Origin of the sequence: Roseateles sp. L2-2 (assembly GCF_050613215.1) — a bacterium.
Taxonomy (GTDB): domain Bacteria; phylum Pseudomonadota; class Gammaproteobacteria; order Burkholderiales; family Burkholderiaceae_C; genus Roseateles; species Roseateles noduli.
Genome location: NZ_CP192509.1, coordinates 5,395,000 through 5,413,807, shown reverse-complemented (window position 1 = coordinate 5,413,807; position 18,808 = coordinate 5,395,000). Strand labels below are relative to the sequence as shown.

General features: G+C 67.4%; 16 protein-coding genes. 13 read left to right on the top strand and 3 right to left on the bottom strand.

What is annotated here, in order from left to right:
• Window positions 1-88 precede the first annotated feature (88 nt).
• The 3 genes from ACQZ13_RS24190 to ACQZ13_RS24180 all read left to right on the top strand — a co-directional run bounded on the left by ACQZ13_RS24190 (window position 89) and on the right by ACQZ13_RS24180 (window position 2,010).
• Entirely contained in the window at window positions 89-850 is a 762-nt protein-coding gene (locus tag ACQZ13_RS24190; protein ID WP_431048424.1) for an enoyl-CoA hydratase, read from the top strand.
• Between the two features lie 210 nt (window positions 851-1,060).
• Window positions 1,061-1,306, top strand: a complete 246-nt coding sequence (locus tag ACQZ13_RS24185; protein WP_431048423.1) for a hypothetical protein — start codon at window positions 1,061-1,063, stop codon at window positions 1,304-1,306.
• Window positions 1,303-2,010: a hypothetical protein gene (locus ACQZ13_RS24180; protein WP_431048422.1), complete on the top strand. Its 708-nt coding sequence runs from the start codon at window positions 1,303-1,305 to the stop codon at window positions 2,008-2,010. The genes ACQZ13_RS24185 and ACQZ13_RS24180 overlap by 4 nt, the downstream gene beginning before the upstream one ends.
• Before the next feature lie 70 nt (window positions 2,011-2,080).
• Here ACQZ13_RS24180 and ACQZ13_RS24175 read toward each other — a convergent pair whose 3' ends face one another.
• The gene (locus ACQZ13_RS24175) at window positions 2,081-3,421 is read right to left on the bottom strand and encodes a dicarboxylate/amino acid:cation symporter (protein WP_431048421.1); all 1,341 of its coding nucleotides are present in this window, start codon (window positions 3,419-3,421) and stop codon (window positions 2,081-2,083) included.
• Between the two features lie 199 nt (window positions 3,422-3,620).
• Window positions 3,621-3,977 carry an acyl-CoA thioesterase gene (locus ACQZ13_RS24170; protein WP_331617084.1) on the bottom strand — a complete coding sequence of 119 codons (357 nt, stop codon included), beginning with the start codon at window positions 3,975-3,977 and terminating at the stop codon, window positions 3,621-3,623.
• 215 nt (window positions 3,978-4,192) lie between these two features.
• Here ACQZ13_RS24170 and ACQZ13_RS24165 point away from each other — a divergent pair, with 215 nt between their 5' ends.
• The 7 genes from ACQZ13_RS24165 to pyrC all read left to right on the top strand — a co-directional run bounded on the left by ACQZ13_RS24165 (window position 4,193) and on the right by pyrC (window position 11,595).
• Window positions 4,193-6,049, top strand: a complete 1,857-nt coding sequence (locus ACQZ13_RS24165) for an ABCB family ABC transporter ATP-binding protein/permease (RefSeq protein ID WP_431048420.1) — start codon at window positions 4,193-4,195, stop codon at window positions 6,047-6,049.
• An 11-nt stretch (window positions 6,050-6,060) separates the two neighbouring features.
• The gene (locus ACQZ13_RS24160; RefSeq protein WP_431048419.1) at window positions 6,061-6,990 is read left to right on the top strand and encodes a LysR substrate-binding domain-containing protein; all 930 of its coding nucleotides are present in this window, start codon (window positions 6,061-6,063) and stop codon (window positions 6,988-6,990) included.
• Window positions 6,991-7,190: 200 nt separating this feature from the next.
• On the top strand, window positions 7,191-8,084 hold the full coding sequence (locus ACQZ13_RS24155; RefSeq protein ID WP_431048418.1) for an amino acid ABC transporter substrate-binding protein: 894 nt from the start codon (window positions 7,191-7,193) through the stop codon (window positions 8,082-8,084).
• A gap of 78 nt (window positions 8,085-8,162) precedes the next feature.
• Window positions 8,163-8,897: an amino acid ABC transporter permease gene (locus tag ACQZ13_RS24150; protein WP_431048417.1), complete on the top strand. Its 735-nt coding sequence runs from the start codon at window positions 8,163-8,165 to the stop codon at window positions 8,895-8,897.
• A gap of 1 nt (window position 8,898) precedes the next feature.
• Window positions 8,899-9,564: an amino acid ABC transporter permease gene (locus ACQZ13_RS24145; RefSeq protein WP_431048416.1), complete on the top strand. Its 666-nt coding sequence runs from the start codon at window positions 8,899-8,901 to the stop codon at window positions 9,562-9,564.
• A gap of 10 nt (window positions 9,565-9,574) precedes the next feature.
• Window positions 9,575-10,309 carry an amino acid ABC transporter ATP-binding protein gene (locus ACQZ13_RS24140; protein WP_431048415.1) on the top strand — a complete coding sequence of 245 codons (735 nt, stop codon included), beginning with the start codon at window positions 9,575-9,577 and terminating at the stop codon, window positions 10,307-10,309.
• Window positions 10,310-10,560: 251 nt separating this feature from the next.
• On the top strand, window positions 10,561-11,595 hold the full coding sequence (gene pyrC, locus ACQZ13_RS24135) for a dihydroorotase (protein ID WP_431048414.1): 1,035 nt from the start codon (window positions 10,561-10,563) through the stop codon (window positions 11,593-11,595).
• A 3-nt stretch (window positions 11,596-11,598) separates the two neighbouring features.
• On the opposite strand, the gene ACQZ13_RS24130 is transcribed toward pyrC, so the two are convergent.
• Window positions 11,599-14,418, bottom strand: a complete 2,820-nt coding sequence (locus tag ACQZ13_RS24130; RefSeq protein WP_431048413.1) for a TonB-dependent receptor — start codon at window positions 14,416-14,418, stop codon at window positions 11,599-11,601.
• A gap of 461 nt (window positions 14,419-14,879) precedes the next feature.
• Here ACQZ13_RS24130 and ACQZ13_RS24125 point away from each other — a divergent pair, with 461 nt between their 5' ends.
• The 3 genes from ACQZ13_RS24125 (at window position 14,880) to ACQZ13_RS24115 (ending at window position 18,785) form a co-directional block, all read left to right on the top strand.
• Entirely contained in the window at window positions 14,880-16,097 is a 1,218-nt protein-coding gene (locus ACQZ13_RS24125; RefSeq protein ID WP_431048412.1) for a cyanophycinase, read from the top strand.
• 181 nt (window positions 16,098-16,278) lie between these two features.
• A complete protein-coding gene (locus tag ACQZ13_RS24120) occupies window positions 16,279-17,745 on the top strand; it encodes a trypsin-like peptidase domain-containing protein (protein WP_431048411.1) in 1,467 nt (488 codons plus the stop codon).
• Entirely contained in the window at window positions 17,727-18,785 is a 1,059-nt protein-coding gene (locus ACQZ13_RS24115) for an FHA domain-containing protein (protein WP_431048410.1), read from the top strand. Before ACQZ13_RS24120 ends, ACQZ13_RS24115 begins: the two co-directional genes overlap by 19 nt.
• The last annotated feature ends 23 nt before the right edge of the window (window positions 18,786-18,808 follow it).

Sequence of the window (18,808 nt, the reverse complement as noted above, 5' to 3'; positions counted from 1 at the left end):
ACATTCATTCGAACAGACGGCCGTTGAGAAACGGTCGTCCCCCAATCGGCCGTCGCGAGACCGGCCGTCCCAACGAGGAGAGTGCTCCATGAGCATCAAGACCGCCATCGTCAACGGCGTGCAGACCATCGAGATCGCACGGCCCGAAAAGAAGAACGCGCTGACCCGCGCGATGTACCAGGAGATGGCCGATGCGCTGGTCACGGCCAACGCCGACAACGCCGTGCGTGCGGTGCTGATCCAGGGCCAGCCGCAGATTTTCACCTCGGGCAACGACATCGAGGATTTCATGGGCAGCCCGCCGCGCGATGAAGACGCGCCGGTGTTCCAGTTCATGCGCGCGATGATCGGCTGCGACAAGCCCATCGTGGCGGCGGTGAACGGCGCGGCGATCGGCATCGGCACGACGCTGCTGCTGCATTGCGACTTCGTCTACGTGGCCGACGATGCGCGTCTCGCGATGCCCTTCGTCAGCCTGGGCCTGGTGCCGGAATTCGGCTCCAGCCTGCTGGTGCCGCGCCTGATGGGCCCGCGTCGCGCCGCCGAGAAGATCCTGCTGGGCGATCCGTTCACCGGCGAGCAGGCGGTCGAGTGCGGCGTCGCCAACGCGGTGCTGCCGGCGTCGGAAGTGGTGGCGCACGCGCGCCGCGTCGCCGAGCGCTTCAACAAGCTGCCTCCGAGCGCCGTGCGCGAGAGCAAGCAGCTGATGCGTCGCACGTCCAAGGACGAGCTGCTGGCGACCATCCAGGCCGAGGCCGAGATCTTCAGCGCGCGTCTGCGCAGCCCTGAGGCCACGGAAGCCTTCCAGGCCTTCTTCCAGAAGCGCCAGCCGGACTTCTCGAAGTTCTGAGCGGACGCGGCGATGCCGCGGTCAAGGAGAGGGCGCCGCGGGCGCCCTTTCTGCTTTCTGAAACGCCTGGTCGACCGACCACCCTCATTCGCGCAGGGGTCACCACTTGACCAAGTCAGCGCGAATGCCAACTGCACGAGAACATGTAATTGGCACGGCCACACGACCTCGGAATCATGAGGACTCCTCTGTTGATTGGAGTGATTCCTGATGAGCAAGAAGTCGAACGGAAAAGCCGCCAAGCCGGCGAAGCGCAAGAGCCTCTGCGAGCGGTGCGGGCAGGTCGCCAAGGCGTCGGTGAAGGTCACTGAACCGCCGAGCTGGGCGCACAAGGCGGGAGATTTCAGTCTGCTGCGGACGAAGCGTCGTGCACTCTCGCTGGAAGAGGCTCGTGAATGCGCGATCGCCGCCGGGATCATCGACCACGACGGAAATCTGATGCCGAGGTACCAATGAGCGAAGGTCAATTGATCCTCGCGTACCACGGGTGCGACATCACCGTGCGAGATCGGCTGGTCAAAGGCCTTCTGCCTCGCTTGACGCCTTCGTCGAATCGATACGACTGGCTGGGCGAAGGTGTCTACTTTTTCGAAGGCGATGCTCAGCGGGCGATGGAATTTGCGGAAGCAGCGTGCTTGCAATCTTCCAAGCTGTTGTCGGCTCGACCCATCGTGACGCCTTCAGTGGTCGGGGTGATCTTGTGCATCTGGCGATGCTGGGACATGACGACGGTTGGCGGGCGGCAGGACTATCTGGAGGCGCATGAAGAGCTGCGCAAAGTGGTGAGCGCCACTGGACGGGCCATGCCAACCAATCGTCCCGCGGATGCCCTTGACGAAGAGACGTTGATCCGCGGTCTGGATTGCGCGGTGTTCAACATGGGTCATGAAATGCGGGAGCGTGAAGGGCTGGGGCCGGTTCAACTGCTACGGGCGGCGTTTTATCAGGGGCGTCCGATTCTGGACGGAAGCGAGTTCCGAGCGGGCACGCATATTCAGCTCGCGCTCCGCGACCCGCAATGCGTCATCGGATGGTTCCTGCCGGAAGGCGTGGGATCCGCATTGCTCAGCGAGGCTGAGCTTCGCGAGGCTGACGCGGCAATGGCTCGCGCCATCCGCGCCAGGACTGCCAACAAACCTCGCGTGAGGGCCTCGCCATGACGTCGACCACACGAAGAAGAATGAAAAACGCGCCCCTCAGGGCGCGTTGTCGTTCATGGGTGCCGATCGCTCACGCGGTCTCGGCCGGTCCGGCCACGCGGACCGGCAGGTCGTCCGTGTCACCCGACTTGCCCGACAGCGCCAGGTCCAGCGCGTCGTGGTCCAGCGCGCGTTCCCACTTCGACACGACGATGGTCGCCACCGCGTTGCCGACGAAGTTGGTCAGCGAGCGGCACTCCGACATGAAGCGGTCCACGCCCAGGATCAGCGCCATGCCGGCCACCGGCACTTCCGGCACCACCGACAGCGTCGCCGCCAGCGTGATGAAGCCCGCGCCCGTCACGCCCGCCGCGCCCTTGGAACTCAGCATCGCCACCAGCAGCAGCGTGATCTGGTGCGTCAGCGTCAGCTCGGTGTTGGTCGCCTGCGCGATGAACAGCGCCGCCAGCGTCATGTAGATGTTGGTCCCGTCCAGGTTGAACGAGTAACCCGTCGGCACCACCAGCCCCACCACCGTCTTCTTGCAGCCGGCCTTCTCCATCTTCTCCATCAGCGACGGCAGCGCCGACTCCGACGAGGAGGTGCCCAGCACCAGCAGCAGCTCCGCCTTCAGGTAGCGGATCAGCTTCAGGATCGAGAAGCCGCACAGTCTGGCCACGATGCCCAGGATCACCAGCACGAACAGCAGCGAGGTCAGGTAGAAGCTGCCCACCAGCATGCCCAGGTTGAGCAGCGAGGCCACGCCGTACTTGCCGATGGTGAAGGCCATCGCGCCGAACGCGCCCACCGGCGCCGCCTTCATCAGGATGTGCACCATCCGGAAGACCGGCGCGGTCAGCGACTCGAAGAAGGTCAGCACCGGCTTGCCGCGGTCGCCCGTCAGCGCCAGCGCGATGCCGAACAGCACCGCCACGAACAGCGTCTGCAGGATGTTGCCGTCCGCCAGCGCGCCGATCAGCGACTTCGGGATCACGTCCATCAGGAAGCCGACCAGGGTCAGGTCATGCGTCTTTTCGACGTAGCGGTGCACTTCCTTCTGGTCCAGGTCCGCCACGTTGACGTTCATGCCGGCGCCCGGCTGCACGACGTTGGCCACCACCAGGCCGACGATCAGCGCCAGCGTGGAGAAGAACAGGAAGTAGGCCATCGCCTTGCCGAACACACGACCGACGGCGCTCAGCTGCGTCATGCTGGCGATGCCGGTCACGATGGTCAGGAAGATCACCGGCGCGATGATCATCTTCACCAGCTTGATGAAGGCGTCGCCCAGCGGTTGGAACTTGACCGCCAGTGCCGGCTCGAAATAACCGAGCGTGATGCCGATCAGGATCGCAATGACGACCTGGAGGTAGAGATGGCGATACCACGGCACGGGCACGGCCGGCGCGGCGGAGGCGGAAGGGGTCAGCATGGGGTACGGCTCCGGTTGCGGGTGGCCGCAGGCGCCGTCACCGGCGTGTCTGCGCACCCTGGCCGGGCAGTATCCCACCCGAGGTTTTTCCGACGCTGCGGGATCTACGTACAAACCCTGGTGGGCGAATGCCCATTCGCCCGCCGGGGCGCACACCAGCCGGACGGCCCCATCCCGGGGCCCGTGTGCACGGATCGGGTCAGGCCTCCTGGCCGAAGACGCGCGACTTGCCTTCGCGATCGATCGCGACGTAGGTGAGGTTGGCCTCGGTCACCTTGACCACGTGCGGATTGGCCGGGTTGCGCTCGGCGAAGACCTCCACGTGCACGGTGATCGAGGTGCGCCCGATGCGCGTGACCTGCGCGTAGAAGCTCAGCAGGTCGCCCACCGACACCGGCTGCTTGAAGATGAACTGGTTGACCGCCACCGTCGCGATCCGGCCGCGCGAGATGCGCGCCGGCAGCACCGAACCGGCCAGGTCCACCTGCGCCATGATCCAGCCGCCGAAGATGTCGCCGTTGCCGTTGGCATCCGCCGGCATCGGCATCACGCGCATCACCAGCTCGCGCGGACCGATGGTCTCGGGCGACAGGAGCGTGGAGCCCGGGGCAGGCGCGGCGGCGGCCGAGCTGGCAGCGCCGGCAGGGACATTGGAATCGGTGGAGTCGCTCATGATGGCCAAACGGTGACAATGAGCGGCATTGTCGTCCAGCATGTCCGCCCTCGCCAGGGCGGGTGCCCGACTCCACGGCAAGGCCACGCTCCCTCTCCATGCGTCGTTCCACACTCGCCGGCACCGCGCCGACGCCCCCCGCTCCTTCCACCGACGGCGCCGCCGCGTCTGCGCCTGAAGCGCGGGGCGATTGGCACACCATCGCCCGCCTGCTCCCTTACTTCTGGCGCTACCGCTGGCGCGTCGGCATCGCGCTGGGCTTCATGGTCGCGGCCAAGCTCGCCAACGTCGGCGTGCCGCTGCTGCTGAAGAAGCTGGTCGACAGCCTCGACATTCCCGCCGGCAGCGCGCAGGCGCTGATGGTCGTGCCGGTCGGCCTGCTGCTCGCCTACGGGATGCTGCGGCTGTGCACCTCGCTGTTCACCGAGGCCCGCGAGCTGATCTTCGCCAAGGCCACCGAGGGCGCCTCGCGCAGCATCTCGCTGCAGGTGTTCCGCCATCTGCACGACCTCAGCCTGCGCTTCCACCTCGAACGCCAGACCGGCGGCATGACCCGCGACATCGAGCGCGGCACGCGTGCCGTGCATGCGCTGATCTCGTACTCGCTCTACAGCATCTTCCCGACGCTGGTCGAGGTCGTGCTGGTGCTCAGCCTGCTCGCGGTCAAGTTCGACGTGCTCTTCGCCTGGATCACCGGCGCCGCCCTGGTGTTCTACATCGGCTTCACCATCGTCGTCACCGAGTGGCGCACCAAGTACCGCAAGCTGCTCAACGAGCTGGACTCGCACGCGCACAGCAAGGCGATCGATTCGCTGCTGAACTACGAGACGGTGAAGTACTTCAACAACGAGGACTTCGAAGCCGCCCGCTACGACCAGAGCCTGGAGCGCCTGCGCCGCGCGCAGCTGAAGTCGCAGCGCACGCTGTCGCTGCTCAACAGCGGGCAGCAGGTGATCATCGCGGTCGCGCTGGTGGCCATGCTGTGGCGCGCGACGCAGGGCGTCGTCGACGGCCGCATGAGCCTGGGCGACCTGGTCATGATCAACGCCTTCATGATCCAGCTGTACATCCCGCTGAACTTCCTCGGCGTGATCTATCGCGAGATCAAGCAGAGCCTGACCGACCTGGAGAAGATGTTCGGCCTGCTGGCCCGCGAGCGCGAGATCGCCGACGCACCCGGCGCTCAGCCGCTGCGCGTGGACGGCGCGGCCGTGCGCTTCGACGACGTCCACTTCGCCTACGAGCCGCAGCGCCCCATCTTGAAAGGCGTGAGCCTGGAGATCCCGGCGGGCAAGAAGGTCGCGGTCGTCGGTCCGAGCGGCTCGGGCAAGAGCACGCTGGCCAGACTGCTCTACCGCTTCTACGACGCGCAGTCGGGCCGCATCGCCATCGACGGCCAGTCGCTCGCCGAGGTCACCCAGCACAGCGTGCGCCGCGCGATCGGCATCGTGCCGCAGGACACCGTGCTGTTCAACGACACCATCGCCTACAACATCGCCTACGGCCGGCCCGAGGCGACGACGGAAGAGATCGAGGCCGCGGCCAAGTCCGCGCACATCCACGACTTCATCCGCCACCTGCCGCAGGGCTACCAGACCATGGTCGGCGAGCGCGGCCTGAAGCTCTCCGGCGGCGAGAAGCAGCGCGTCGCGATCGCGCGCACGCTGCTCAAGGATCCGGCGATCCTGATCTTCGACGAGGCGACCTCCGCGCTGGACTCGCGCAACGAGCGCGCCATCCAGGCCGAGCTCGAAGCCGCCGCGCAGGACAAGACCGTGCTGGTCATCGCGCACCGGCTCTCCACCGTCGTCGACGCGCACGAGATCCTCGTGATGGAGCAGGGCCTCATCGTCGAGCGCGGCACGCACGCCGCGCTGCTCGCGCAGCGCGGCCGGTACGCCCAGATGTGGGCCCTCCAGCAGGATGGTCAGGACCGCTCCGATCCGCAGGGATAAACTCCCGCGCCGTGGAAACCAAATGGCTTGAAGACTTCGTGAGCCTGGCGGAGACGCGCAGCTTCTCCCGCTCGGCTCAACTGCGGCATGTCACGCAGCCCGCGTTCTCGCGCCGCATCCAGGCGCTGGAGGCCTGGGCGGGCGTGGATCTGGTCGACCGCTCGTCCTATCCGACGCGGCTCACCGCCGCCGGCGAGACGCTGCTGGGCCAGGCCGTGGACCTGCTGGGCAACCTGCAGGCCACGCGCAACATGCTGCGCAGCCATCAGTCGGCGGGGCAGGACATGATCGAGTTCGCCGTGCCGCACTCGCTGTCCTTCAGCTTCTTCCCGCACTGGCTGATGGAGCTTCGCCAGCGCTTCGGCGAGGTGAAGTGCCGGCTCAATGCGCTCAACGTCCACGACGCGACCCTGCAGCTCAGCGAAGGCAACTGCGACCTGCTGGTCGTCTACCACCACCCCAGCCAGCCGCTGCAGCTGGACCCGGAGCGTTACGAATCCGTCTCGCTCGGCCACGAGACGCTGGCCGCCTATGCGAAAGCTGACACAACCGGCGCGCCGATGTTCCGGATTTCCGGACACCCGGGCCAGAAGATCCCCTTCCTGAGCTACGCCTCGGGGGCCTACCTCGGGCGATTGGTGGAACTGATCGTCAAGGGCGCGGCGCAGCCGCTGAACTTCGAATCCGTCTTCGAGACCGACATGGCCGAGAGCCTCAAGGCCATGGCCATCGAGGGCCACGGCCTGGCCTTCCTGCCGGCCAGCTCGGTGAAGAAGGAAGTGAAGGCGCGCCGTCTGGTGCGGGCCGCGGAGCCCGGCCAGTACGAGCTCAACATGGAATTGCGCATGTACCGCGAGCGCCAGGGCTCGACGCGGCGCGTCAAGCCGGTCGCGCAGGCGCTGTGGAACTTCCTGACCCACGCCGAGAAGATCGACGCCTGAGGGGGCGGTCGAGTCGGTGCTTGAGCCTCCGACCTGAACCGGGCACGGAACCTGCATACGTAAGCCACGCAACAAGTCGAGATGCGTGATACTCCCTACCCAGCAAAGCGACCGCGCATGGTCTGCTCTGCCGGTTGGGAGGCTCACCGGTCGAACCTCCCTCGAATCCGCTTTTTGAATCCGAACAAGCAGGAGCATCTATGAAGAAGGCATTGCTGGTACTGGCCCTTGGTGCGGCGTTGGTGGGCGTGGCCCAGGCCGACACGCTCAAGAAGATCAAGGACACAGGCAGCGTGACCATGGGCGTTCGCGAGTCCTCGGGCGCGCTGTCGTACACCCTGGGAGACGGCAAGTACGTCGGTTACCACGTCGAGATCTGCCAGCGCGTGCTGGCCGACGTGCAGAAGCAGCTGGGCCTGGCCAAGCTGGACATCAAGTACCTGCCGGTGACCTCGCAGAACCGCGTCCCGCTGGTGCAGAACGGCACCGTGGACATCGAGTGCGGCTCGACGACCAACAACCTGACCCGTCAGAAGGACGTGGCCTTCGCCGTCACGACCTATGTCGAGGAAGTGCGCATCGCCGTGAAGGCCGATTCGGGCATCACCTCGATCGCCCAGCTCAACGGCAAGACGGTCGCGACGACCACCGGCACCACCTCGGTCCAGCTGCTGCGCAAGCATGAGCGCGCCAACGGCGTGGACTTCAAGGAAGTGCTGGGCAAGGACCACGCCGACAGCTTCCTGCTGCTGGAGTCGGGCCGTGCCGACGCCTTCGTGATGGACGGCCAGATCCTGGCCGGCAACATCGCCAAGTCGCGCAACCCGGCGGGCTTCAAGATCGTCGGCGAAGTGCTGTCGGTCGAGCCGATCGCCATCATGGTCCGCAAGGACGACCCGGCCTTCAAGAAGGCCGTGGACGACAGCATCAAGGGCCTGATGAAGTCGGGCGAGATCTCGAAGCTGTACGACAAGTGGTTCATCCAGCCGATCCCGCCGACCAACACCAAGGTGGGTCTGCCGGCGACGGCCGCGACCAAGGACGCGTGGGCGAACCCGAACGACAAGCCGGTCGAGGAATACCTCAAGAAGTAATCGGCCTCGCCTGAGCACAAGGCGCCCCGCGGGGCGCCTTGTCGCAACAGGCCTTCGTTTTGAAGGATGGAGCACGCCATGGCGAGCTGGGATTGGCAGTTGTACTGCACAGACATGGTGACCGAGGAGGTCGCGCCGAAGTGTTTCGGCGCTCCCGGTTATGAGACTTACCTGGACGCGATGATCCACGGCTGGGGCTGGACGATGTTCGTCTCGGTCGTCGGCCTGCTGGTCGCGCTGGTGGCGGGGTCGCTGATCGGCGTGCTGCGCACGGTGCCGAACAGGAAGCTGGCGATGTTCGGGGAATCCTGGACGGAGCTGTTCCGCAACATTCCGCTGATCGTGCAGCTGTTCATCTGGTACCACGTGGTGCCGCGGCTGTTCCCGGTGCTGGACCTGCCGCCCAGCGTGCTGGTGGTGATCGCGATCGGGCTGTTCACGTCGGCGCGGATCTCGGAGCAGGTCAAGGCCGGCATCCTGACGCTGCCCAAGGGCCAGCGCTACGCGGGCCAGGCGCTGGGGCTGACGCTGCCGCAGACCTACCGCCACGTGCTGCTGCCGATGGCGTTCCGCATCGTCATCCCGCCGCTGACCAGCGAGAGCATGAACATCGTCAAGAACTCGGCGGTGGCGTTCGCGGTGAGCATTCCCGACCTGGCGCAGTTCGCGCTGCAGGCGTCGGAGCAGTCGAGCTTCGTGCAGATCTTCCTGCCGGTGACGATCCTGTACTTCGTCTCCGCCTACGCGATCAACCGCGTGGCCAAGGTCATCGAGTGGTACGTCCGCGTGCCCGGCATCCTGGGGGCGAAGTGACATGACGCAACTCGATTTCTCGTTCCTGACCTGGGACGTCCTGACGTCCTTCGTGGCCAAGGGGTTGTGGTTCTCCATCCAGCTGACCTTCTCGGCCATGATCGGCGGCATCGTGCTGGGCACGGTGCTGGCGCTGATGCGGCTGTCGGGCAGGTGGTGGCTGGAGAAGCCGGCGGCGATCTACGTCGACACGCTGCGCTCGATCCCGCTGGTGATGGTCATCCTGTGGTTCTTCCTGCTGATCCCGTACATCGCGGGTCCGCTGGGGCCGGAGAAGACGGCGCTGATCACCTTCACGCTGTTCGAGGCGACCTACTACTCGGAGATCATGCGCGCGGGCATCCAGTCGGTGTCCAAGGGCCAGGTCTACGCCGGGTACGCCATGGGCATGACCTACCGCCAGACCATGAGCCTGGTGGTGCTGCCGCAGGCCTTCCGCAACATGCTGCCGGTGCTGCTGACGCAGACCATCGTGCTGTTCCAGGACACGTCGCTGGTCTATGCGATCGGCGCGTACGACCTGCTGAAGGGCTTCGAGGTCGCCGGCAAGAACTTCGGTCGGCCGATGGAGACCTATCTCTTCGTCGCCGTCGTCTATTTCGTGATCTGCTTCAGCCTGTCCATGCTGGTCCGCCGGCTGCAGAAGAAGATCGCCATCATCCGCTGAGGTCCGCTCCATGATCGACATCAAGAACGTTTCCAAGTGGTACGGCCCGTTCCAGGTGCTGACCGACTGCTCCACCACCATCCAGAAGGGTGAGGTGGTGGTGGTGTGCGGCCCGTCGGGGTCGGGCAAGTCCACGCTGATCAAGACCGTCAACGCGCTGGAGCCCATCCAGGCGGGCGACATCGTGGTCGACGGCACCAGCCTGACCAATCCCAAGACCAACCTGCCCAAGCTGCGGTCGCGGGTGGGCATGGTGTTCCAGCATTTCGAGCTGTTCCCCCACCTGTCGGTGACGGAGAACCTGACGCTGGCGCAGGTCAAGGTGCTGGGCCGCAACATGGCCGACGCCAAGACCCGCGGGCTGAAGATGCTGGAGCGGGTGGGCCTGATGGCGCACAAGGACAAGTTCCCGGGTCAGCTCTCGGGCGGCCAGCAGCAGCGCGTGGCGATCGCCCGGGCGCTGTCCATGGACCCGATCGTCATGCTGTTCGACGAGCCGACCTCGGCGCTGGACCCCGAGATGGTCGGCGAAGTGCTGGACGTGATGGTCCAGCTGGCCAACGAAGGCATGACCATGATGTGCGTGACGCACGAGATGGGCTTTGCGCGCAAGGTCAGCAACCGCGTCATCTTCATGGACGCCGGCAAGATCATCGAGGACTGCACCCGCGACGAGTTCTTCGGCGATCCGGAAGCGCGCTCGCCGCGCGCCAAGGACTTCCTGGCGAAGATCCTGCAGCACTGAACCCCGACGCCTCCGGCGTCCCGCGTTCCGTCGTGTTCTGCCCAGAAGGCCCGCTCCGCAAGGTGCGGGCCTTTTGCTTTGAGGCAACCATCGAGGTCTTCGCGATTCGATCAACTTGTGCGGCGAGTCGCACGAGGCGCGATGGCGTCGTGCGGGAATCCGCCCGGCAACACCTGGCACCAACTAAGGAACGTCGTCAGGTTGATGCTGCTGGCGGGGCAGCATTTGGGGCGGTGAGACAATCCCGCCCCATGAGCGAAACCCTTGTCCTGACCCGTCCCGACGACTGGCACGTGCACCTGCGCGACGGTGCCGCCCTGCAGAGCGTCGTCCCGTATACCGCGCGCCAGTTCGCGCGCGCGATCGCGATGCCGAACCTGAAGCCGCCGATCACGACGGCCGAGCAGGCCCTCGCGTATCGCCAGCGCATCCTCGCCGCGGTACCCGCCGGCGTGGACTTCGAGCCGCTGATGACGCTCTATCTGACCGATCGCACCACGCCCGAGGACATCGCCGCCGCCAAGGCTGCTGGCGTCGTCGCGCTCAAGCTGTATCCGGCCGGTGCCACGACCAACAGCGATGCCGGCGTCACCGACATCCGCAAGACCTACGCGACGCTGGAGGCCATGCAGAAGGCCGGCCTGCTGCTGTTGGTGCACGGCGAAGTGACCGACGGCGACGTCGACGTCTTCGACCGCGAGGCCTTCTTCATCGACCGCGTGATGCAGCCGCTGCGCAAGGACTTCCCCGAGCTGAAGGTCGTCTTCGAGCACATCACGACGAAGGAAGCCGCGCAGTACGTGACCGGTGCCGACCGCTTCACCGGCGCGACCGTCACGCCGCAGCATCTGCTCTACAACCGCAACGCGATCTTCATGGGCGGGCTGCGTCCGCACTACTACTGCCTGCCCGTGCTCAAGCGCGAGGAGCATCGCCTTGCGCTGATCAAGGCGGCGACTTCGGGCAGCGCCAAGTTCTTCCTCGGCACCGACAGCGCCCCGCATGCGTCGGTGATGAAGGAGAACTCGGTGTGCGGCGCCGGCTGCTTCACCGCGCTGTCCGCGATCGAGCTCTACGCCGAGGCCTTCGAGGCCGCTGGCGCGCTCGACAAGCTCGAAGCGTTCGCGAGCTTCAACGGCGCCGACTTCTACGGCCTGCCGCGCAACACCACGCAGGTCACGCTGCGCAAGACCGACTGGACGCTCCCCGACGCCGTCCCCTTCGGTGAAGCCGCGCAGCTCAAGCCGCTGCGCGGCGGTGAAGTCATGAGCTGGAAGCTCGACTGACCCTCACTTGAACTGATACGACGCCGACAAGTAGAAGAACCGTCCCCGCGGATCCGTGTAGCTCGGGTCGTATCCCGAGATGAAGAAGTAGGCCTGGTTCGAGAACGGCGGCGCCTTGTCGAACAGGTTCTTCACCCCGGCGCGGAGGGTGAGGGCGGAGGTGGCTTCCCATCCGCCTGCCAGGTCCCACAGCGAGTACGCCTTCACCCTGTTCTTCGAGACGATGTTCCCGGCGTCGTTGTCGATGGCCGAGTTCTGGTCGTCGTAGCCGCTGTAGAACGTGTTGGCGAGGTTGAGGCTCCACGGTCCGCGCGACCAGTCGAAGTTCAGCCGATGGCGCCAGCGTTGCACGACGCCGTCGGTGACGAAGCGGCCGAGGTTGCTGATGAACGGATCGCCGTCGCCGGTCTGCTTCTTCGACGACAGCGTCAGCGTCCCCACCAGCCGGGCGCCGAAGCGTCCCCAATCGGTGGCGGGCGAGCGGAACTGCAGCGTCAGGTCCAGCCCGGACGCCTTCTGCTTGCCGCGGTTCTCCTTGTGCAGCTCGATGAAGCAGATCGACGAATCGTCGGGGTCGAAGTCGCAGCCGTCGACCGGCACCGCGTCGTTGTAGCGGTGGATGAGCGAGGCGTACTTGTCAGCGTTGGCCAGGATCACGTCCTCCCCGATCGTGCTGATCAGGTTGCGCTTCTCGATGTTCCAGTAGTCCAGGCCGAGGCTCCAGTTCGGCGTCGGATCCGTCAGCACCCCGATCGAGAACTGTCGCGACTTCTCCGGCTTCAGCTTGGAGTTCGAGTAGATGCGCGTTTCCCAGAAGTCCGAGCAGGTGGTCAGGTCGTTGTCGTTCTCGCGCATGCAGACCGGGTCGGCCAGCACCGGGGTCGTGCTGGTCTTCACCGAGCGGTAGAGGTCGTTCATCGAGGGTGCACGGAAGCCCGTGCCCGCCGAGGCGCGGAAGGTGAGGTCCTTCATCGGCGCGAAGCGCAGGCCGATCTTGGGATTCGTGGAGCCGCCGATCTTCTGGTAATGGTCATGACGCAGCGCCAGCTGCAGTTCCCACTGCTTGGCGAAGGGCACCAGCAGCTCCCCGTACGCGGCCCAGATGTTGCGCGCGTTCTTGGTGAACTGCGCGTCGCCGGGCGTCGGGTCGCCGAGGATGTCATCCGACAGCAGCAGGTCGCTGGCGGACGACTCGGACTTCTCGCGCCGCATTTCCGCACCGACCGCGATCGCCATGTCCCCGCCGGCCAGACGGCTCAGCGTGCGCGTCGCCTTGACGTCCAGGCTGTCCATGGTGCCGCGCGCGCGGCGCACTTCCTGGTTGATGTTGTTGTCGCGCAGGAAGTCGAGTCCCGCCTGGCTGGACGGGCCGAACGGATTCAGGATCCCGTCGGCATAGGCCTGCATCGTCGCGTTGTAGGGCAGGTAGCCGCGCACGTCGCGGTCCGAGATCCGGTTCACGCTGTGGTTGAGGCCCCAGTCGTAGTCCCACGCGCCGATCGTGCCGGTCATGCCCAGCACCACGCGGCTGCCGGTGCTGGTGAGCTCGCTGGCGCGATTGCCGGCTTCGAGCATGCGGGTGCGGACCTCGATCTCCGGATCCACATCGGCCAGGCCGGTCGCCGCCAGCGCCGGGATCATGGACACGTCGAGCAGTGCGTCGATCCGGTTGCTCGTGCCCACGTACCAGCTCTTGCTGCGCGAGTAGGAGGCCTCCACGAAGAGCTGGTGGCTGCCGCCCAGCGCCACCACGCCGCGGCCGAGGAAGTTGCCCTTCTCGGTCTTGGGGTACAGCTCGAGGTCGCGCATGTAGTCGTACGAGCAGGCGTCGACCCCGCCGATGCCGGCCGGCAGGTAGAGCGTATGCGGCGCCTGGCAGTCCGGGATGCTCAGGTTGATCGTGCGGTTCGTGATGGGCCGGCCGTTGAGCAGGAAGCCCTGTTCCTGCAGGTAGTCGCGCTGGTCGGAACTCAGGCGGATGTTGCCCGGGAAGGTCACGCCCGACAGCAGGTGCGGCAGCCGCTCGGGGATGCGCAGGTCGGAGATGAAGTCGCGCTGCGAGGTCCGCAGCGCGTCGGTCTTCTGGAAGTCCAGCACGCCCATCACGTTGAAGCCGTCGCGCGCCAGGTCGCCGTGACCGGCGGCGATGGACGCGGTGCGCTTGCCCGCGCCGCCTTCGCCGGTCTTGCCGGCGTAGACGTCGAGCTGCACGCCCTGGTAGTCCTTGCGGGTGATGAAGTTGACGACGCCGCCGATCGCGTCGGTGCCGTAGATCGCGGAGGCGCCGTCGAGCAGCACCTCCACGCGCTCGATCGCGGCGGCGGGGATGTTGTTGAGGTCGACGCCGTTGTCGTCGCCCGGCGAGGCGAAGTTGGCCATGCGCCGGCCGTTCAGCAGCACCAGCGTCGACGAGGTGCCCAGCCCGCGCAGGTTGGCCGAGTTGAAGCCCATCTGGTCCTTGACGCCGCCCGTGCCGATGCTGACCCCGTCGGTCAGCGCGTTGCTCATGGCCGAGACCGTCGCCATGATCTCGGCTGCGGTGGTGACGCCGGCCTTGACGATGTCGTTGCGGTTGATGACCTGCACGGGCAGCGCGCCCTCGTCCGCGATGCGCTTGATCGCGGAGCCGGTGATCTCCACGCGCTGCAGCTTCTGCGTGGCCGTCGGGGTGCCGGGCGCGGAGGCGGCCGACTCCGGCGGCGTGACCTGTGCGTACGTGGCCTGCGTCAGTCCGACGCTGCAGAGCGCGATCAGGGCCGCGGCCGCGCAGGCACGCGGGGCGAACGGCGGGCGAAGCGAGGCGCGCGTGGAACGGACGGTCATGAGGGGCTCCCGGAGGCCGATAGGGGGTGGCTCTGTCGGACCAGTCTAGGGAGCGGACCGTCACGGGCAAGGGTGATACCCCGCGACAGTCGCGACGAAGCAACTGAGCTGTGACCAATGGTCACCCGTTGGAGGGTGGGTGAGGCTATGGTGGTGTGAAAAGCCGCCCCGCGCGGCGGGAGGCCCTGTCGATGTTCGATCGCTGTCTGCTGCGCCGCGCCGTCGGCGCGCTCCTGGTGTCGTGGTCCGTGCTGCCGGCGTTCGCCGCTCCGCCCACCGTCCCGCCCACCACGCCGGCGCCGTCCCGGTCCACGGCGGCCGCGAAGCCCGCGCCGCCTCCCGCCGCCGCACCCGTGGTCCCGTCCGCCGGTCCTACCGCAAGTCCTTCAGCGAGTCCTTCCGCTGCTGCGGCCCAGGCAACGCCTGCCCCCCCATCGGATGTCCCCATTAAAGGCCACGCCATGGCCATCGGCGGCGCGCTGAAGGCCGACAACGACGAGGTCTGGAACCGGCTGATCGCCCTGGCCGGCGGACGCGGCGCGCGGTTCGTCGTCTTCGGCACCGCGGCCGAGGACCCCGAGGCCAGCGCCAAGCAGGTCGTCGAGCAGCTGCAGCGCCGCGGCGCCTTCGCCGAGGCGCTGCCGGTGGCACCGAAGTTCTCGTGGGTCGACCTCAACAAGGTCGTGCGCGACGCCGCGCTGATCGCCAAGGTGCGCAACGCCAAGGGCATCTTCTTCACCGGCGGCTCGCAGGAGCGCATCGTCGACGTGCTCTACCCGGGCGGGCACTCGACGCCGATGCTCGACGCCATCTGGGACGTCTATCGCAAGGGCGGCGTGGTCGCCGGCACCTCGGCCGGGGCGGCGGTGATGAGCACGGTCATGTTCCGCGACGCCCCCAGCGTCATCAGCATCCTCAAGGGCCAGTGGGAGGAGGGCAAGCAGATCGACCGCGGCCTGGGCTTCGTCGGCCCCGAGCTCTTCGTCGACCAGCATTTCCTCAAGCGCGGGCGCTTCGGCCGCATGGTGCCGCTGATGCTGGCCAAGGGCTACAAGCTCGGACTGGGCGTGGACGAGAACTCCGCCGCCGTGATCCGCGGCGACGAGGTCGAGATCCTCGGCCACAAGGGCGCGCTGCTGGTCGACCTGAGCGAGGCGTCCTCGGACCGCAGTCTCGGCGTCTTCAACCTGAAGAACGCCCGGCTGACCTACCTCGACCACGGCGACCGCATGAACCTGCGCACGCGCGGCGTCACGCCCTCGCCGGTGAAGCTGCGCGGCCAGAAGCTCGAGCCCGGCGCGCCCGACTACAAGCCCTATTACACGCTGCCACAGTTCTACACGGACATGCTGGGCGATTCGACGATCTCCACGGCGATGTCCATCCTGATCGACAGCGTCCAGCCCGAGTTCCGCGGCCTGAGCTTCGAAGCCGCGCCCAAGGCCGGCGACACGCTGGCGGACCTGGGCTTCCTGTTCCGGCTCTACAAGGGCCCGGGCAGCATCGGCTGGAGCACGGACGAACTCGGTCCCGAGGACTACACGGTGGTCAATCTCTACCTCGACGTGACCCCGGTGCGCATGCCCTTGCCCCTGTTCGGGCCCTGGCCCGGCGAGGCCCGCCCGAAGAAGCCGGCCGCGGCCGAGGAGCCTCCCGCCGGCGAGCGCCCGCAGCAGTGAAGAGCGCCGAACCGATCGCAGGGCGGGCCGGAATGGCCGCCGCCCGGGCGATCGGCAAGGCCGTCCGGCATTCCGATTGCTGGCGGCCTCTGCAAAGCCGCTAGCATGCGGCGTCCGCCCGCTCTTGCGCGAGCCTGCTCTTCCCCAGCTCCCCCCAGCTGTTCTCCTGGAGTCTCCTGCGTTGTCGCGAAAACCTCTCACCCCTGGGCGTGCCGCCGTCGGGGCGGTCCTGCTGCTGCTGAGCGCGGCGCTGGGCCTGCCCGTCGCGGCGCAGACACGCCCCGCGCCGCTGCCGGCCTCAAAGCCGGCTTCGCCGGCATCGCCCGCCGTGCCGACCCAGCCGTCCGTCCCGCCGGGCGTTCCGGCCGCGGCCGCCAGCCAGGCGCTCCCGTCCGCGCCGGTCTCGGCCAGCGCCCGCCGGCTCTATGACCGCAGCCGCGCACAGCTGCTGCAGGTCCGCACGCTCTACAACGGCAGCCAGGCCTCGGTGGGTTCGGGCTTTGTCGTCAGCGACCAAGGCCACGTCATCACCAACTATCACGTCATCAGCCAGCACGCGCTGGAACCGGAGCGCTACCACCTCCAGTACCAGACGCCCGAAGGCGACGGCGGCGACATCGAGCTGCTGGACTTCGACGCCCGTCGCGACCTGGCGCTGCTGCGCATCGTGCGCAAGGGCGACACGCCCGACCCCAAGGGGGTCGTGGCGCGCATGACGGCCACGCCGCTCGTGTTCCGCAAGGCGGACCAGCCGCTGGCCAAGGGCGAGCGCATCTACTCGATGGGCAACCCGCACGACGTCGCCTTCGCCGTCGTCGAGGGCACCTACAACGGCCTGGTCGAGCGCAGCTTCGACCCGTTGATCTACTACTCCGGCTCGATCAACCCCGGCATGAGCGGCGGTCCCGTGATCGACGAGGACGGCGAGATCGTCGGCATCAACGTGTCGACGATGATCTTCGCGCAGCAGATGAGCTTCCTCGTCCCGGGCGAGCACGCCGCCGCGCTGCTCGCGCGCAGCCGCAACGCCGCGCCGATCAAGGGCGCCGCCTGGCCCAAGCTGCGCCAGCAGCTGATGGCCTACCAGGACGAGCTCTCGCGCAACTTCCTGGCGCAGCCGTGGCGCACGCTCACGCATCCGCGCTACCGCTTCCCGATCCCGCAGGAGGAATACATGCGCTGCTGGGGCAGCGGCTCCTCCGCCGACGAGCAGGGCCTGCAGATGCAGCGCACGCAATGCCGGATGGAGCACGCGCTGTTCATCAGCGAGTCGCTGCAGACCGGCTACTTCGGCGTCACCGAGGAGGTCTACGACGGCAGCAAGCTGGGCGCGCTGCGCTTCTCGGCGATCTATTCGGCGAGCTTCCGCAACGAGCGCCTGGGCGGCCCGGACCGCGACCGCACCGCGCCCTACTGCAAGGAGGACTTCGTCCAGCAGAAGGACGGCCCGCCGCTGCGCGCGGTCGCCTGCCTGCGCGCCTACCGCAAGCTGGAGGGACTCTTCGACCTGACCGTGCTGGTCACCAACGTGGACGCCCCGACCGAAGGCGCCCTCGGCCGCTTCGACGCCCGCGGCGTCAGCTTCGCGAATGCCACCAAGCTGACGCGTCACTATCTGCAAGGATTCGCATGGACCACGCCGCGGTAATCGAGATCGTCGACCGGGACGGTCATTGCCGGGAGATGCACAAGGTGCGCGCGTGGCCGCTGCGCATCGGGCGGTCGCCGTCATGCGACCTCGTGCTGTCGGACCCGCATCTGGCCGGTGAGCACGCGCTGCTGCACTGGGACCGCGGCGAGCCCGCGGCCGAGCGCAGCGACGAGACCCTGGACCAGGACGCCTCGCCCGTGGCGGGCGGTCCGGTGCTGGAGCTGCTGCCCAGCCAGAACGGCGCGTGGCTGGACGGACGCCGACTGGCGGCGGGCAGCCGCGCGGCCTGGCCGTCGTCGGCGCTGCTGCAGATCGGCACCACGCGGCTGCGGCTGCGCACGGCGCTGGATCCGCTGCCGGCCGAAAAGGCGATGAACCGCGCCGACGAGCCCGTCAAGCGCGACGCTCGTCCGTCCTGGGCGCTGCCGGCGCTGCTGGCCTTCTGGGCGCTGATGCTGTGGGGCGCCAACTGGGCGGCCAGCGACGGCTCCGCGAGCTGGGTCGACACCGTGAGCGCGCTGCTCGCGCCCATCGGCGTGGCGCTGATCTGGGCCGCGCTCTGGGCGCTCGTCACGCAGCTGTTCCGGCACTGGTTCGCGTTCGGCGCGCACCTGTGGCGGGCCTTGATCGCGACCGTGGCGATGACGCTGCTGGATCTGCTGCTGCCGTTGCTCGGCTACATGGTGAACGCGCCGCGCCTGCTGGCGCTGGAGCCGGTGATCATGTCGGTGGGCGCCGCGCTGCTGCTGTGGTGGCACGCGACGGTGGTGTGGCCGCGCGCCTCGCGCCGCGTGGCGGTGGGCATAGGCGCGATGTGCCTGGTGGGCCTGGCGCTGACCGTCGGACGTCGGACCGAGCAGCAGTACTGGCTCGGCCCGAACTACATGGCCACGCTGGCGCCGCCGTCCTTGAGACTGGCCTCGCCCAAGCCCGTCGACAGCTTCATCGAAGGCATGGACAAGCTCGAGGCGCCCCTGCTCAAGCAGGCGGAGAAGCGCAACGAGCAGGCCGGCGGCAGCGGCGACAACGAGGAGTAGCGCCTCGGCTCAGCTTGGCTCGA

What these genes read in the sequence shown, in the direction of transcription:
- ACQZ13_RS24150 (WP_431048417.1), top strand. Translation starts at nt 8,163, where the DNA reads ATGGCGAGCTGGGATTGGCAGTTGTACTGCACAGACATGGTGACCGAG.
- ACQZ13_RS24155 (WP_431048418.1), top strand. Translation starts at nt 7,191, where the DNA reads ATGAAGAAGGCATTGCTGGTACTGGCCCTTGGTGCGGCGTTGGTGGGC.
- ACQZ13_RS24140 (WP_431048415.1), top strand. Translation starts at nt 9,575, where the DNA reads ATGATCGACATCAAGAACGTTTCCAAGTGGTACGGCCCGTTCCAGGTG.
- ACQZ13_RS24175 (WP_431048421.1), bottom strand. Translation starts at nt 3,421, where the DNA reads ATGCTGACCCCTTCCGCCTCCGCCGCGCCGGCCGTGCCCGTGCCGTGG.
- ACQZ13_RS24190 (WP_431048424.1), top strand. Translation starts at nt 89, where the DNA reads ATGAGCATCAAGACCGCCATCGTCAACGGCGTGCAGACCATCGAGATC.
- ACQZ13_RS24125 (WP_431048412.1), top strand. Translation starts at nt 14,880, where the DNA reads ATGGCCATCGGCGGCGCGCTGAAGGCCGACAACGACGAGGTCTGGAAC.
- ACQZ13_RS24180 (WP_431048422.1), top strand. Translation starts at nt 1,303, where the DNA reads ATGAGCGAAGGTCAATTGATCCTCGCGTACCACGGGTGCGACATCACC.
- ACQZ13_RS24115 (WP_431048410.1), top strand. Translation starts at nt 17,727, where the DNA reads ATGGACCACGCCGCGGTAATCGAGATCGTCGACCGGGACGGTCATTGC.
- ACQZ13_RS24145 (WP_431048416.1), top strand. Translation starts at nt 8,899, where the DNA reads ATGACGCAACTCGATTTCTCGTTCCTGACCTGGGACGTCCTGACGTCC.
- ACQZ13_RS24170 (WP_331617084.1), bottom strand. Translation starts at nt 3,977, where the DNA reads ATGCGCGTGATGCCGATGCCGGCGGATGCCAACGGCAACGGCGACATC.
- ACQZ13_RS24165 (WP_431048420.1), top strand. Translation starts at nt 4,193, where the DNA reads ATGCGTCGTTCCACACTCGCCGGCACCGCGCCGACGCCCCCCGCTCCT.
- ACQZ13_RS24130 (WP_431048413.1), bottom strand. Translation starts at nt 14,418, where the DNA reads ATGACCGTCCGTTCCACGCGCGCCTCGCTTCGCCCGCCGTTCGCCCCG.
- pyrC (WP_431048414.1), top strand. Translation starts at nt 10,561, where the DNA reads ATGAGCGAAACCCTTGTCCTGACCCGTCCCGACGACTGGCACGTGCAC.
- ACQZ13_RS24185 (WP_431048423.1), top strand. Translation starts at nt 1,061, where the DNA reads ATGAGCAAGAAGTCGAACGGAAAAGCCGCCAAGCCGGCGAAGCGCAAG.